This is a genomic window from Vibrio chemaguriensis (assembly GCF_012275705.1).
GTDB lineage: Bacteria > Pseudomonadota > Gammaproteobacteria > Enterobacterales > Vibrionaceae > Vibrio > Vibrio diabolicus.
Window position 1 is genome coordinate 1 of sequence record NZ_SHOE01000009.1, and the last position, 15,047, is coordinate 15,047.

Genomic DNA, 15,047 nt, shown 5'->3' on the forward strand with positions numbered 1-15,047 from the left:
GCATTAAGGTGTGAGCGACGCTTGGCTATACTTGAGCGAAGCGAAAACGCCAAGCGTTGCGAATCACTCTTAAATGCTTTGTTAGGGCACAGTTCTCAACGAAGACCACCTTACTAGCCAGCCCTTTGAATTTACACGATTTTCAAACGTTTCTCGTGACCTTTTAGGGTTATGTGTGACACAGCAACCAAATAAGGATTCGTACCCAAAAGCTGCAATACATTCATAGTTATCAGGTGCGACTTGTCGAATGGCAACAGCTGTCTCTTGTTCTGGCCAATAGCTCATAGCATCAAGTGAGCTAGTGTAAGGTAAATCGCCATTCCGAGTATGCATGAGTGTTTGGTTGCGAACTTGCCAATTAATTTCCGGCATTAGCTGCTTGAGCTGAGATTCATACTGTAGATATGCAGTGGGGTCATTCTCGTTTGGAGAAAAGTAAATAACATCCGCATCGTTCAATGGTGTTGCTACATCAAAGCCATGCAGTGCATCCCAAACAAGATTACGAACGAAACCAGCTGCAATGTAGCATTGAGGCAACCCCAATTTAGAGACGCACTCTAAGGCTTTAACTCTAACTGGATCTTGTTTGATTAAATCTACGATTCTATCCACTTCCGCCCTGTGCCCTAACGCCTTGTTAAGGTGTGAGGCGCGCAATACCGAAGCTCCCGCATACCACCTTAACCACTAAAACCAACGCATAGTAAAAATGCCACGCGTGCCGAATCACTCTTGAACAATTTGTTATGCAATTTTTTAGAGCACCCTAGCCATAAGCATTTTTTGCAATTTATCCGGAAAGCTATCAGCTGGAGTAAGATCATCAAACAACCATTCAAAATACTCATCGAGAATATCGACCAACTCTCCAATAGAGTAATATGCGTTCGCTACTGAAATTCCAGGCTGAGGTCCAAACACGTAAGTAAAATGATCCCTAATTTCTGGTTTGTGGACCTCTGTCAAAACCTTTTTTTCATCGTTAGGTTTGTCCAATCGAAAATGTTTCGAACCATTTGCTAGATCGCGTGTGGCATTAACTAGTTCCTTCATTTGTGGCGGCGCTTGATTAACTTTTTTATAAAACAAGTTAGGTCGATTTTGTTTATCGTTTTTAATCCAGTCGTGGTGCAAGTGCCATGCAGTGACCACAAAGTTGAAGAAATCATAAGGGTGATAACTTTGAGTAACTCGTTGCCGCTCAAATTTTAATTTTTCACGTAACTCGTGAACTGTCTCAATACCTACTTTCAAACGAAGTCCTCAAATTGCATAACGCCCTGTTAAGGGGTGAGCAACGCAATACCGAAGCCGCCGCATACCACCTTAAACACTAGAACCAACGCATAGTGAAAATGCCACGCGTTGCGAATCCCTCTTGAACAGTTTGTTAGGCTTATTATTCGCCGTTTACCTGCTTCGCAAAATTAGCGTGAAAACTGATTAGCTCGACACCATCTATTGCTTTTATAGATGCATTATTTCCCTCAGCAGTGCAGAAAGGTGGATACGCGAATAACAACTGACCAACCTTTAAATCCAAATCGTTTGGAATGCTCAACCTTTCAATTGGGTCCTCGTCAACCCAAGCCAAAAACTGTTCCCAAGTACAACCAAATTCATCAATATCACCAGTTTCTGCATTCAATTTAACTACCAAATTATCTCGAATAAAAAACTGGTCACCAAAGCAATCCTGAGCAATAGGAAAATCACTTGCTTTAACTTCTCGATATAAGTTGTGGAAAGCCAACTCACCATCTAAGAAAGTATTAACATTTAACAATCGCTCTTGTGCATCATTAGAGCGGATTTGTAGACCGCCTGAATATAATATTTTCATAGTTTCTCGTTCTATAAGCCTAACGCCCTGTTAAGGGGTGAGCAACGCAATACCGAAGCCGCCGCATACCACCTTAACCACTAAAATCAACGCATAGTAAAAATGCCACGCGTTGCGAATCCCTCTTGAACAGTTTGTTAGTTTGCAAACCCAAAGCGTTGATTTTACGTTATTTTAAATTTTGAAAACAATAAACTCTATGTGTTTTGATGCTCTTAAGTCAGGCGCAGTTTCAAAGCGACTACTCAATGAAACCACGTGGAACAAACAACGCCGCAGAAAACGAACTCACAACACCAAAAAGCGCTTTTGGAAAACCAATCTCACAATGCGGACTTTCAACAAAGCCACTGAAACCACATGAACTTACCACACCAGAGAAAACGCCATTTCAGCGAGTAAATCGGCTTTTGTACCAATAAACTCAACGAACAGAGTTTCAGCAAAAAAGTTCGACTCAGTTAACCCTAAAGTCACCGCACCAAAGAACAAATCAACCGTTGAAACGATGCCAATTTTAGATTTTCACCACGCTAGTTAACACTAAAATTGAAAGCCAATACGACAACTTAAACTATGAGCTTTTACCACTAGATCTTGCGATATAGCTGCGTTTTCCTCTTGCAAACTAACGCCTTGTTAAGGTGTGAGGCACGCAATACCTAAGCTTCCGCATACTACCTTAACCACTAAAACTAACGCATAGTAAAAAATGCCACGCGTGCCGAATCACTCTTGAACAATTTGTTAGAAGTTTGTTCACCTAATACTCCGACTTTCCCTTTTCGCGTCATGTGGAAAACAGTTTGTGTACGCACGAGCAACATGACTTTTGCCATTGTCATCTATGACTACACAAACGAGGTTGCACGGATTTCCCAATGCACTCCGCCAATTGTGATGACGCTCCTCATATTCTGCTTCAAATTCAATGTAAACGTATGCTGAACTAACCCACTCAAAAGGGATTGAATGTTTTACAAGTAACCCTTGAAACATCTTTGAATAGCGCTCAGTCATGACGTCAAAGTGTGGGTAATATGGAACAATCTTTTGGGAGCAAAGGTCTATAGAAACACACTTGCTTTGAAGATGATCTACGAACAGGTATAGCTTACCGATACCCCAATAGCCATCGACATCATTGTTTCTACTCCGAAACGAACCAATAATACCGCTTGCAATACTACCTAATTCTCTCCTACGTCCCATATTTGTTCCTAAAACTTCTAACGCCCTGCTAAGGGGTGAGCAACGCAATACAAAAGCCGCCGCAAACCACCTTAATCACTAAATTCAACGCATAGTAAAAATGCCACGCGTTGCGAATCCCTCTTGAGCAGTTTGTTATGTTTGTTCTACATGCGCGCGATCACACCAATACTCTGAGTAACTTTCATTTACCCAACACTCAATTCGTATTGTGCCAAACTCTTTATAAGTACCTAGTTCTTCAGAGATTGTTATACGTTCAGACGATAATAAATCACTAACTGAATCAGCCAAATCTTCAAACCCATAGAGTTCAACATTTTTATGTTCACTTTGAAGAGTAAGCTTCAGAGCTCCTTGTTCTTCGGTCCGAGTCGCTGTGAGATTATAAATAAAGTCAGGCCTCACACACTCGAATAGCTTCTTATAACTACTCATATTCACTCCGAAAACATAACGCCCAATTAAGGTGTGAGGCACGCAATACGATGCTCCCGTATACCACCTTAATCACTAAAACCAACGCATAGTAAAAACGCCACGCGTGCCGAATCACTCTTAAATTGTTTGTTAGTTGCCCATCTCAAAGCCTAGTGCTAACATTTGTACACACACCAACAAAGGAATACATCATGGACACTAGAATTCAATTTCGTGTTGATGAAGAAACAAAACGCCTTGCTCAACAAATGGCTGAGAGCCAAGGTCGCACTCTGAGTGATGCTTGCCGTGAACTTACTGAGCAACTTGCTGAACAACAAAGAAAAACATTATCTCACGATGCATGGCTAACTGAACAAGTAAACCTAGCATTTGAGAAGTTTGACTCAGGAAAATCTGTTTTCGTTGAGCACCAAACTGCTAAGTTTCGAATGGAAGAGCGCAAAGCCAGAATCCGTAATCGAGGTAAGCAATGATTTTATGGGAAGAAGAGTCACTTAATGATCGTGAAAAGATCTTCGAGTTTCTCTATGACTTCAACCCTGATGTGGCAGAAAAAACTGACAACCTCATTGAAGCAAAAGTAGAAAACTTGCTTGAACAACCTTTAATGGGTGTACAACGAGATGGTATCCGCGGACGATTGCTCATTATTCCTGAGATTTCGATGATTGTCTCTTACTGGGTCGAAGGCGATATCATCAGAGTTATGCGTGTACTCCACCAGAAACAAAAATTTCCTACGGATTGATTGCTTCCTCTGGGGAACTAACGCCCAATTAAGGTGTGAAGCACGCGACCACGACACCCAATTTGACCGCCGTAAACACTAAATTTAACCCAAACCAAAAATGCCAAGCGTGCTGAATCACTCTTAAATTGTTTGTTAGGGCGCTGAGCCTATTGATATACGCTGACTTCAATTAAATTTTTATCAAGATCCAAAAAGTAGACCGATTGAATTGAACCAACAGCTCCTGATTTTTCTACAGGACCCTCAATAATTTTGACATTTTCGTTGACCAAATGATCTATCACTGTTCTCAGTGGCCAATCAGAAATCAAACAAACATCACCTGAACCAACATTAGCTACATTTCGTGATTCTTGACCCAGAAGCTGAAAGTTAATCTTTTGATTTCCAAACGTTACAGCCTTGCGACCATTGGCAAAAGTGACTTCTTCCATACACAAAACCCGTTTGTAAAAATCCACTGATTTTTCTATGTCGGAAACTGTAAGAACAATATGATCTATGTGACTAATCATCATTTTACTCCTTGCGCCCTAACGCCGCGTTAAGTGGTGAACAACGCCAACCACTAAGCCTAAACCCTTACACCTTAAACACTAAAACTGATTTAAGCCGAGATCGCCAAGCGTTGTGAATCCGCCTTAAACGCCTTGTTAGGCGAAGTTTCCCAGTGGTATTTAAGTTTGTTTGAAAGCAAGTTACCCTAAAACCTATAAGCAACCAAACACCCACTAACTTTTTGTGATTCAAGAACCACAAATATCACTATGTTTCAGCCAAGATTCCAACAACCACTGAACGCAGACCTTCAGCAACAAAAATAGGTTTTGAGCCCGAAAAAACCAAAGCTGCAAACTAACAGCAAATTCGAAAGCCTCGATTAACTTGTCCTTTCCACACTTTAAGACCGCGGGATTCACAACCAACCGACTGTGAAAACCAATGAGGCAACCCGCGAACCTTGGCATGTCTTACGGTTGGAGGTATTCAAGAACTTGAGCCGACAACGCTGAATTGCCGACTTAGAAAAACGAATGCTTAAAGAAAACTAAGAAGATGAGAACAAAGAACTTTCCTGCCCGTCGCCTAACGCCCTGTTAAGGTGTGAGCAACGCAATACCGAAGCCGCCGCATACCGCCTTAAACACTAAATACAACGCATAGTAAAAATGCCACGCGTTGCGAATCACTCTTAAACAGTTTGTTATGTTTATACCCACCGTTTTGAAGAAGAGCAATAAAAACCCTTCCATTCATCTAGTGCAATCTCTGAAAGGCTAAATTTATAATACCTAAGTCCTTTAGTTTTTGAATTGTTTAACTTTTCTTCAAGCCTATTTATCGACCAACCATCTTTAAAGTAATATAGTGGAGATGAAAAGCCTCTGTACTCGATTAACTTTGTAGCTAAATATTCCTCACTCAATACATACCTCGGCCAAAGATCTATAACTTTTATTTCATTTTTCTTTTGTTCATCAAATAAAAATATCAGTGATAGCGTTTCGATTGCTTTCATCGACATCCATAAATACTCTTTTTCACCAGTATGACAAAATGAACAAGACCACTTGTATATATTTAGAACACATTGGAGTTTACATGGTAAGTTTAAACAATTTAAATTTATTAGCTCTTGTATTACCATGGTCACCGGAAGTTCTTGAACTCCACTTTTAACCTTTCCATTCCTAGTGATATCACATGACTCAAAACCTATTATCGACTTAATTTTATTTTCAATTGCAACTCTAATTTTAAATGGTATAGAGTACATATCAAATGTTTCTTTATGTTGAAGAAGGTCTATAGACTCGTATGTTTTGGGCAATATTGAAGATGCTGCCAAGTGAAAAAAAGCATGGTCAGATATTTGGGATTGAGAAAAGGTCAGTATAAACTTATCACTGATTTTCAACTTGTGATTTGTTGCAAACTGCTCTATATCAGCAATCAACAACTCGAGTAAACTTTGTCGGTCTTTAACTCCCATACTCTTATTAAAAATACAGTAATCAATTCGATTAGTTAGCAACTTTTCTGCCTGTTCGACGAAAACCTTAAGACTTGCACTATTGTCCCTTTCAAGTTTGTTCTTCGATGGGAAATCCACTGAATCTTTACTTGCACCAGTTAAGTAATTTAGCTTTATATTGGTTACATAATCCGCTAGTTTTTTATCCATATCTTCCATTTTTCGCCTTAACCTCCCTGTAAACATAACGCCCTGCTAAGGGGTGAGCAACGCAATACCGAAGCCGCCGCATACCACCTTAATCACTAAAATCAACGCATTGTAAAAATGCCACGCGTTGCGAATCCCTCTTGAGCAGTTTGTTAGTCGCGAGGCACCGAGCGACAATTTTAAGCCGAACTAAACTTTGCAAACAACAAACTTTATGTGTTTTGATGCACTTAAGTCAGGCGTAGTCTCAAAGCGGCTAGCCAATGAAACCACTTGGAACAAACAGCGCCGCAGAAAACGGACTGACAACACCAAAAAGCGCCTTTGGAAAGCTAATCTCACAGCGCGGACTTTCAACAAAGTCAATGAAACCACGTGGAATTTACAACACCAGAGAAAACGTCATTTCAGCGAGCAAATCGGTTTTTGCACCAACAAACTCACCGAGCGGAGTTGCAACCAAAAACAGACTCTCGATTGCCCTGCTCTGTCAGCACCAATGGACAAAACAACCGCTAGGACAGTTACAAAACTTTGGACTTAAAACAGCTGAAAATGAGTTGGGACCAACAACGATGAACCTGTGAACCGAACGATCAGCAGCCAAGTTTTGAGCTTAGAAACATGATTTTGATTGCTAGTTTTTTCTGGCGACTAACGCCGCATTAAGGTGTGAGCAACGCTACCACCTAACCTAAGCCATTGCACCGTAAACACGAAACCCAAACTTGAACTGAAAATGCCAAGCGTTGGGAATCACTCTTAAATGCTTTGTTATGCATCATTTGACTTCTTTGACTCTGTATAAAGTCTGTAAGGCTTAAATGCAAGTTTCAAATACCAGTGTAAAATGGGAACTTGCTCTACAATTTCGTACATTAATTTTGCATAGATTTCTGGAACCCAATTTACAGCTTCATCCTTAAATTCCACTCCCACACCTATTTTTCGACTTGCAACGGCGGGCTTTGTACTGCCGGAGCTTCTATAAGAGAAAACGACACGATCATTTGGATTGAGATAGCTAATGTCAATCGAAACCTCACCACTATCATTTGTTTCTATATAAGTCGCGCCATCATCTTGATAATAATTTGTGGTAGAAACTTTAACGTCAAACAATGGAGAATCATCACCTGGAAGCAACTTAACTTCTAAGTTCTCTAGGCTCTCAGTACCTGTATTCTGAACAGCAACTTCGCCATGAAATAACTCAGATATTACTTTTCCCTTGTATTTAATTTCAATATCCGACTTAACCATATCTTCGATATCTAACAGCTGTGAAGAAGGAGAACTAAAGATAGTTAAGTGAGATAATGATTTATTTTTCTTCATTATAATTGCTGTACCGATGACACCAATTAACGCTCCAAGAACTACAAATATCCCATTTATAACTTCTGGGCTCATATTTTCCTCCACTCTATGATGCATAACGCCCTGTTAAGGGGTGAGCAACGCAATACTAAAGCCACTGCATACCGCCTTAACCACTAAAACCAACGCATAGTGAAAATGCCACGCGTTGCGAATCCCTCTTGAACAGTTTGTTATGTGCGTGGTTGAAACCTACTCTACACTTGGTTCTGGTAAAACTGGTGGGGTACTGTCCATATAAGTTAAAAAGTTTTCCCATAACTCGTGCGTTCTTTGTTTAGTTAGCTTAGTTTTGCACGATATCGCCATAATTCCACGAATAGTTCCATCACGCCATTGCGTATAAACCGAATCACAGTGAGAGGACATATATGCTTGCCAATCCTGTTGCGCAAGCTTAATTGCTGCGATCAGTTCTGGGTCATGAGAGTTATGCTCAAAGCTAGTGCTTAGATATTTGTCTAATTTAACTTGTGCTGACTCTAGTTCAATAGCAGCACATTGGTTTATCTCGATTGTGGTCATCGCATTATTACAGTCAATGGACTCTTCTTCAGCAAGAGCACCAAATGAAAGACTAGATAATATGATGATTAGACACTTATTCATCGTTTTCTCCGAAAGCACATAACGCCCAATTAAGGTGTGAAGCACGCGACCACGACACTCAATTTGACCACCGTAAACACTAAACTCAACCCAAACCAAAAATGCCAAGCGTGCTGAATCACTCTTAAATTGTTTGTTAGCTTAATTACTTAAATCGTTCTGTATACTCATTGAGAACCCACCCCTCAAGAGGCTTAGCATTCGTTTGAGGCACAGCTACCTTTACCCAACTTCGATCTTTTTCTAGGACGTATACTAATTGACCAAATTCTAAATATGAAATGATTTCTACTTTCGTAGAAGCAGAAGACCTTAAGCGAACCCCATTACCGGTAATAAATCTGTTTGCGGCAGTAATTTCAATACCATGTTTCTGTGGCAGCTTTTTAATTGTATTTTTTTGTACTCGTGGAGGCTCACTATTATTTTGAAGGTAATCTTGCAGTATTGGTTGCAAGTAAGCGGCAACAAATAATGGCATCACAATATAGTTAAACAAATATTTGAGAAACAGTAGGACAAAAGCAGGTATTTTTTGAAGAGTTTTGACCGCCTCTATCTCAGAACAGCTTTCCTGTTGGAGGTTATTATCGACCTCTGATAACACCTCTGAGAATTCAGTTAATTCTTGTTCAGTATATAACGAGCTAAGAGCATCGAAACGCATCAGCGAAGCTGAGTTTACAACAGTATCGAAGACACTAGAGTGTGGAAATGATGCAGCTTGTATTGCAGATTCAAGAACACTGCCATGTGACAAAGCTGCTGCTTTTACAGCAGATTCAAAGAGACTTGCGTGTGGTAAAGTCGCTGCTTGCATAGCAGACTCGAAGAGACTTGCGTGTGGCAAAGTCGCTGCTTGCGCAACAGATTCGAAGAGGCTTGCATGTGGCAAAGTTGCTGCTTTCACAGCAGATTCAAAGAGACTTGCATGTGGCAAAGTCGCTGCTTGTACAGCAGATTCAAAGAGACTTGCATGTGGCAATGTCGCTGCTTTTACAGCAGATTCAAAGAGGCTTGCATGTGGCAAAGTCGCTGCTTTTACAGCAGATTCAAAGAGACTTGCATGTGGCAAAGTCGCTGCTTTCACAGCAGATTCAAAGAGACTTGCATGTGGCAAAGTCGCTGCTTGCGCGGCTGCTCCCAAAGCACAAACATGTGACAATGTTATACTTTCAAACCCCTCAACTTGTTCTGATAAAGAACTACACTTAATGGGTTTCTGCAATTCCACATGCTTCATAGTCGATAATTGTCCATAATGCTAAGCTAACCAAAGCTACTACTCTATTCGCTCATGCGCAACTTATTTCCTGTTAAGCTAACGCCGCGTTAAGTGGTGAACAACGCGACCACCCAACTAAACAATTGTGCCGTAAACACTAAAACTGATTCAAACCCAAAATGCCAAGCGTTGTGAATCCGCCTTAAACGCTTTGTTAGCACACAATTTCCAAGCTGTACTCCGCTGTATTTTCACTATTAGAAACTATCTGTTCAAAACCCAGTTTCTTTAGTACCGAAGAGCTTCTACTATTCCAAGAATGGACACCTGCCCAAATACTACCTTGATAACCCGAACTACGAACATGTGATAGCAAAGCTTTGCACATTTGCGTCGCTAAACCGTGCCCCCAGAATTCCGGATTAACCCAATAAGCTAAAGCCAAACGATTTTCCTGAGGAAGCAATGTGACCTGACCAATAACTTGGGAATTGTGCAATCGGCGACAGCTCCAGACATAACATTTGCCCATATTCCACTCTGACATACGATTTGAACACCAATTCTCAGCTTGAGTTAGAGTTTTAATGTTTGCTAATGGAAGCGACTCAGGAAATAAATCGGAGTTCACTGCGGTTAACAAATACACTGCATCAGCGATTTCTATTGGAGTAAATACAAAACTTGAACATTCAAGTTTTCTTGCGAATTTCAAAGCCTTCTCCTTGTGTGCTAACGCGCAGTTAAGGTGTGAGAGACGCACATGCACCCTAACCTAAAATAAACTCTGATAAATCCGTGCCTATTTGGGCACTAAAACCCCAATGCGTTTCGAATCGCCTTGAACGTCTTGTTATTCCGCAACTAAAGTCGGCTATGTTTACGCCTAATCTTTTGATATGACGAGAAATTTTCGGTATGCAGGCAAAAATCGAAGCCGAAGTATTTGGCAGCTCACTACCTTAAATCGCTTTAGCGTCACTCTTTAATTGCTGCGCCATATTAAGGTGCGCTTAAAGCGCTTTAAGGCTAGCATGGAAATGACCAATATTCGCCCTTTTCGCCGCTTTTCCAACCTATTACCCCGCCACTTTCACTCTTAGGCTACAACCACGTACATTCAGCCTGAGAGATCCGTTGCGGAAATAACGCCCTGTTAAGGGGTGAGCAACGCAATACCAAAGCCGCCGCAAACCACCTTAATCACTAAAACCAACGCATAGTGAAAATGCCACGCGTTGCGAATCCCTCTTAAACAGATTGTTAGGTAAATATCACTCCAACTGGTTGTTACTATTAAACTTATCACGTTTAATTAAAAGACTTTCCTCATCTGGCAAATAGTCGACTAAGCGTTTTAAATCGTGGTAGCCAATTTTTTCATAGTAGTCATGTTCATTTATATGCTTAATCAAGTTTTCAATAGGATCCCGTTTTAAGTCTAAGCTTTCCTTGAGATCCTCTAACTTATACTCTGCTTTAATTTCTAATAGCCTTGAATATGTATTGAAGGTAGAAACCATAGCACGTAATGTTGGGTACCCTAAGGATATTGCCAATGCGATAGCCATTGGATAGCCAATAGATATCTCCAATGATGGAACAACACTAGAAACCTCTTCTACAAGCTGCCCCCCACTTCTCTCAGAAGTAAATAAAACAACTAGCGCTTTCCAGTTTACAATCACAGCGGCTATTGTATAAGAGCCTAATAGTGGGCTAGACGCCCTTTCTCTTACATTACCCGAAATAGAACTAATCAACTCTTTTATCATCTTAATCTCAATTAATTTACCTAACGCCCTGTTAAGGTGTGAGCAACGCAGTGCCGAAGCTCCCGCATACCACCTTAAACACTAAACGCAACGCACAGCAAAAATGCCAAGCGTTGCGAATCACTCTTAAACAGATTGTTATGTTTAAAGCCAAACGAGCCCACTATATGGTTTCGTTCTTAGAGATTCTAACCGGCTTTTCAGCGAACCTGAATGTATCTCTAGTTTGTGGCCATCAGGGTCTAAGATATAAAGTGACTGCCCTTCACTCTTATTCTCTTTCCAAACTTCTGCCCCCAATGAAACTATGCGCTTCGCAAACGCTTCAAATTCTTTTGGTTCGATATCAAAAGCTACGTGGGTATAGTCTGTTTTAGGGCAAGGTTCATCGTGGGAAAGGCAAAACCATAGTTCGCCTATTGATAAATAAGCTCCGTTGTCCCACTTAGCATGAGCTGTGAATCCCAACGTCTCCTGATAGAACTGAAGAGAGCGATCTAAGTCACTAACTGCAATGGTTATATGATTGAGCCCTAAAATCACCGTTTTCTCCCGTAAACATAACGCCGCATTAAGGTGTGAGCGACGCTTGGCTATACTTGAGCGAAGCGAAAATGCCAAGCGTTGCGAATCACTCTTAAATGCTTTGTTATATTCGTTTTTAAGTTATCGACTTTCAAATATTGGTACATCCGTAACAGCAAAGCCATCGACAAAGTGTTTAGGAAAAAGAACACCCGCCCTACCCGTTTTTTCGTTCCAACCAGGATTTTGAGTGGCTAGAAACTGTCGTACTATTTGATCGGTTGGTTCATCTAAACACATTAGAACGTAAGCAATAAAATCTTGAACCGTTTGATAATCTTCAAGCGCTTGTTCAGGGGAAGAAATACTCAGTGACGCAGTATGCACCTGAGTAAACATATCTTTGAACTCAGCAAAGATAGGCGTATTTCCTTGAAAATAGCATGTGTCATATACCGACTTTTTAGGGTCAATATTGCCATGTAAGAGATCATTCCGCTTGTTAAATAGCGAATGTAATTTCTTACATGAATCTGCATTGTTGTAATCTACGGGATGAGCGAAGCCACTACAGTTTCGATGTAGCTGCTTAACTCGTATATCTATATTCTGCCTTACAATACTCTCATATAGGCGCTGATCTTTTTTTACATCACTATCCGCAAGCAAAAATATCAAAGTATTTACGAAAGACTCAGCATACACTGGGGCGAGAATTCTGATCCCAAATGCTAAAGATGTCGCTTGAACATAACGTGCGGATAGTTCTTCAAATACACCCTTGTTTTCCGGACGAACCCTCCCCTCTGCGGGGCAACTATCAAGTTCTAGTGCTTCAAGAGCACTAACTTGATATTCGATCATAGATTTATTGTGATAAAAAGGATTAGCAAATAAACTCCACTTTTCTAATGTCGTTCTAAATTGACTAATCTCTTTTTTGTAGTTCATAAAGTCTTGCTTTATGTCACTTAGGAACGAATCTAATGCATATTGATGATCTAAGAATTTAAAACCATGCATTACCTCAATTCTGTAGTTCGCGCACATTATATCTACAGTTTTGTTTTCATAGTGAAGCGTATAATGCCAATGAAACAAATTATCACTATGCTGGTTTTTAAATAAGTTTTGCATCCCGTTTGGAGCGCCAAAACGTGCGTTGAGGTAACAATAAATATCTACAGGCTTTACATTCTTTATCAGAAACCACAATGCAATTCCTTCTTGATCTGCACTTTCACAGACACTAGCTTGAACTGTCCCTGCTTCTTTCAAATCTAGATACTCTTTGGCAAGCTCTTTTGTAGGTCTGCACTCAAATTTAGATATATCAAACTTATCCATTATTACCTCGGAGAATATAACGCCGCATTAAGGTGTGAGCGACGCTTGGCTATAATTGAGCGAAGCGAAACTGCCAAGCGTTGCGAATCACTCTTAAATGCTTTGTTATGTGCGTGCTAAACGGTAGCGCCTTACCGTACCCTCACTCTCATCTGTGTAGTTACCGAGGTATTCTCCACCACAGTTTTCGATGACCTTTTGAGATGCGGGATTGTCAATTGAGCAAGTAACAATAACTGAATCAGTGACAACATGGTCTCGCACCCAAGCAAGCAGAAATGAGGCTACACCCTTACCACGAGCTGACGGTCTAGTTTCGTAGCCAATATGACCAATGACATTTTCTACGTTGGCATTAGTACCTTTGCGAACTCGGATTGCACCTAAAATTTCGGAGTTCGATACACAGTAGTAAGTTGTGCTAGGTAAATATCCCTTTGGTAACTCGGAGATTGCCTTTGAACGTTCGACCAAACCTGACAAATAAGCTGTCGGATCTAGCTCCACACCCGAATATTTTGGAATACCCGACTCTAGGCATTCTTTCGCATAACTCGCTAATAATGGGGCCAAATCAAGGTTGGCCTCTATCACTTCCATGTCAATTTTCCTCATAAGCACATAACGCCTTGTTAAGGTGTGAGGCACGCAATACCTAAGCATCCGCATACCACCTTAACCACTAAAACTAACGCATAGTAAAAATGCCACGCGTGCCGAATCACTCTTGAACAATTTGTTATGTGGTTTTCCCACGTAGTCCTATTAAGTTTCCAAATGGGTCCTCAACTTGGCACATTGAAAGCCCATATTCAATTTCCATTGGTCCACGATAAAGGCACGCACCGAGTTCTTCAAAATGAGTCAGGGCAACACATAAGCTATCTACTGACCAATAAACAACTGTGCCACTTTTACCAGCACCAACCTTTTTGTCTGCTTGGACTATTTCTAGTGAGAAACCATTTATATCAAGCGCTGTGAAGTCAAAGTCAGGATGATAAACCGGAACGGCTTCTGGAAAAGCTTTCTTGTACCATTCAAGCCCTTTCGCTACATCTGGGACATGAACAAGAACCGCTGATGGATTCATAATTTTTCTCCAACCACATAACGCCCTGCTAAGGGGTGAGCAACGCAATACCGAAGCCGCCGCATACCACCTTAATCACTAAAATCAACGCATAGTAAAAATGCCACGCGTTGCGAATCCCTCTTGAGCAGTTTGTTAGTCGCGAGGCACCGAGCGACAATTTTAAGCTGAACTAAACTTTGCGAACAACAAACTTTATGTGCTTTGATGCATTTAAGTCAGGCGTAGTCTCAAAGCGGCTACTCAATGAAACCACTTGGAGCAAACAACGCCGCAGAAAACGAACTGACAACACCAAAAGGCGCTTTTGAAAAGCTAATCTCACAGTGCGGACTTTCAACGAAGTCACTGAAACCACGTGGAATTTACAACACCAGAGAAAACGTCATTTCAGCGAGTAAATCGGCTTTTGTACCGACAAACTCACCGAGCGGAGTTGCAACCAAAAATAGACTCTCGATTGCCCTACTCTATAAGCACCAAAGAGCAAAACAACCGCTAGGAAAGGTACAAAACTTTGGACTTAAAACAGCTAGAACTAAGCTCTGATGATCTACGATTAATCGGTGTACCAAGCAAACAGCTGCAAAATTTTAAGCTCATAAACATGATTTTGATTGCTAGCTTTTTCTGGCGACTAACGCTTTCTATA

The 15,047-nt window shown here is 40.8% G+C and carries 19 protein-coding genes; 4 read left to right on the forward strand and 15 right to left on the reverse strand.

Annotation, left to right across the window (positions count from 1 at the left end):
- Nucleotides 1-81: 81 nt before the first annotated feature.
- From EX191_RS10080 to EX191_RS10120, 4 genes are all read right to left on the reverse strand, one after another.
- A complete protein-coding gene (locus EX191_RS10080) occupies nucleotides 82-618 on the reverse strand; it encodes a nucleotidyltransferase family protein (RefSeq protein ID WP_193447672.1) in 537 nt (178 codons plus the stop codon).
- 144 nt (nucleotides 619-762) lie between these two features.
- The gene (locus tag EX191_RS10090) at nucleotides 763-1,260 is read right to left on the reverse strand and encodes a hypothetical protein (protein WP_193447673.1); all 498 of its coding nucleotides are present in this window, start codon (nucleotides 1,258-1,260) and stop codon (nucleotides 763-765) included.
- 145 nt (nucleotides 1,261-1,405) lie between these two features.
- The gene (locus EX191_RS10100) at nucleotides 1,406-1,849 is read right to left on the reverse strand and encodes a hypothetical protein (protein ID WP_140247132.1); all 444 of its coding nucleotides are present in this window, start codon (nucleotides 1,847-1,849) and stop codon (nucleotides 1,406-1,408) included.
- Nucleotides 1,850-3,196: 1,347 nt separating this feature from the next.
- Nucleotides 3,197-3,499, reverse strand: a complete 303-nt coding sequence (locus tag EX191_RS10120) for a hypothetical protein (RefSeq protein ID WP_193447674.1) — start codon at nucleotides 3,497-3,499, stop codon at nucleotides 3,197-3,199.
- 194 nt (nucleotides 3,500-3,693) lie between these two features.
- Between EX191_RS10120 and EX191_RS10130 the strand changes: the two genes are divergently transcribed.
- Both EX191_RS10130 and EX191_RS10135 read left to right on the forward strand, forming a co-directional pair.
- Nucleotides 3,694-3,978: a type II toxin-antitoxin system TacA family antitoxin gene (locus tag EX191_RS10130; protein WP_193447675.1), complete on the forward strand. Its 285-nt coding sequence runs from the start codon at nucleotides 3,694-3,696 to the stop codon at nucleotides 3,976-3,978.
- The gene (locus EX191_RS10135) at nucleotides 3,975-4,253 is read left to right on the forward strand and encodes a type II toxin-antitoxin system RelE/ParE family toxin (protein ID WP_140139439.1); all 279 of its coding nucleotides are present in this window, start codon (nucleotides 3,975-3,977) and stop codon (nucleotides 4,251-4,253) included. Before EX191_RS10130 ends, EX191_RS10135 begins: the two co-directional genes overlap by 4 nt.
- 149 nt (nucleotides 4,254-4,402) lie before the next feature.
- Here EX191_RS10135 and EX191_RS10140 read toward each other — a convergent pair whose 3' ends face one another.
- Both EX191_RS10140 and EX191_RS10150 read right to left on the reverse strand, forming a co-directional pair.
- Nucleotides 4,403-4,771, reverse strand: a complete 369-nt coding sequence (locus tag EX191_RS10140) for a VOC family protein (protein WP_193447753.1) — start codon at nucleotides 4,769-4,771, stop codon at nucleotides 4,403-4,405.
- Nucleotides 4,772-5,466: 695 nt separating this feature from the next.
- A complete protein-coding gene (locus EX191_RS10150; protein WP_193447677.1) occupies nucleotides 5,467-6,450 on the reverse strand; it encodes a hypothetical protein in 984 nt (327 codons plus the stop codon).
- A 254-nt stretch (nucleotides 6,451-6,704) separates the two neighbouring features.
- On the opposite strand from EX191_RS10150, the gene EX191_RS10160 reads away from it, so the two are divergent.
- Nucleotides 6,705-7,028, forward strand: coding sequence for a hypothetical protein (locus EX191_RS10160; protein WP_193447679.1), 324 nt, complete (start codon nucleotides 6,705-6,707; stop codon nucleotides 7,026-7,028).
- A 187-nt stretch (nucleotides 7,029-7,215) separates the two neighbouring features.
- Here EX191_RS10160 and EX191_RS10165 read toward each other — a convergent pair whose 3' ends face one another.
- The 9 genes from EX191_RS10165 to EX191_RS10225 form a co-directional block, all read right to left on the reverse strand.
- Nucleotides 7,216-7,854, reverse strand: a complete 639-nt coding sequence (locus EX191_RS10165) for a hypothetical protein (RefSeq protein WP_193447680.1) — start codon at nucleotides 7,852-7,854, stop codon at nucleotides 7,216-7,218.
- Nucleotides 7,855-8,013: 159 nt separating this feature from the next.
- Nucleotides 8,014-8,430, reverse strand: a complete 417-nt coding sequence (locus EX191_RS10175) for a lysozyme inhibitor LprI family protein (protein WP_025507156.1) — start codon at nucleotides 8,428-8,430, stop codon at nucleotides 8,014-8,016.
- Between the two features lie 145 nt (nucleotides 8,431-8,575).
- Complete coding sequence (locus EX191_RS22910) at nucleotides 8,576-9,673, reverse strand: SH3 domain-containing protein (RefSeq protein WP_243238692.1); 1,098 nt, start codon at nucleotides 9,671-9,673, stop codon at nucleotides 8,576-8,578.
- A gap of 196 nt (nucleotides 9,674-9,869) precedes the next feature.
- The gene (locus EX191_RS10185; RefSeq protein ID WP_193447681.1) at nucleotides 9,870-10,370 is read right to left on the reverse strand and encodes a GNAT family N-acetyltransferase; all 501 of its coding nucleotides are present in this window, start codon (nucleotides 10,368-10,370) and stop codon (nucleotides 9,870-9,872) included.
- Between the two features lie 559 nt (nucleotides 10,371-10,929).
- Nucleotides 10,930-11,430, reverse strand: a complete 501-nt coding sequence (locus EX191_RS10195; RefSeq protein WP_193447682.1) for a hypothetical protein — start codon at nucleotides 11,428-11,430, stop codon at nucleotides 10,930-10,932.
- Nucleotides 11,431-11,574: 144 nt separating this feature from the next.
- Nucleotides 11,575-11,973 carry a FosG/FosC2-related fosfomycin resistance glutathione transferase gene (fos, locus tag EX191_RS10205; RefSeq protein ID WP_193447683.1) on the reverse strand — a complete coding sequence of 133 codons (399 nt, stop codon included), beginning with the start codon at nucleotides 11,971-11,973 and terminating at the stop codon, nucleotides 11,575-11,577.
- A gap of 123 nt (nucleotides 11,974-12,096) precedes the next feature.
- Entirely contained in the window at nucleotides 12,097-13,302 is a 1,206-nt protein-coding gene (locus EX191_RS10210) for a hypothetical protein (RefSeq protein ID WP_193447684.1), read from the reverse strand.
- A gap of 105 nt (nucleotides 13,303-13,407) precedes the next feature.
- Entirely contained in the window at nucleotides 13,408-13,902 is a 495-nt protein-coding gene (locus tag EX191_RS10215; protein ID WP_069545263.1) for a GNAT family N-acetyltransferase, read from the reverse strand.
- Between the two features lie 139 nt (nucleotides 13,903-14,041).
- Complete coding sequence (locus tag EX191_RS10225; protein WP_193447685.1) at nucleotides 14,042-14,395, reverse strand: VOC family protein; 354 nt, start codon at nucleotides 14,393-14,395, stop codon at nucleotides 14,042-14,044.
- Nucleotides 14,396-14,641: 246 nt separating this feature from the next.
- Between EX191_RS10225 and EX191_RS22915 the strand changes: the two genes are divergently transcribed.
- Nucleotides 14,642-14,944 carry a hypothetical protein gene (locus EX191_RS22915; protein WP_243238694.1) on the forward strand — a complete coding sequence of 101 codons (303 nt, stop codon included), beginning with the start codon at nucleotides 14,642-14,644 and terminating at the stop codon, nucleotides 14,942-14,944.
- Nucleotides 14,945-15,047 lie beyond the last annotated feature (103 nt).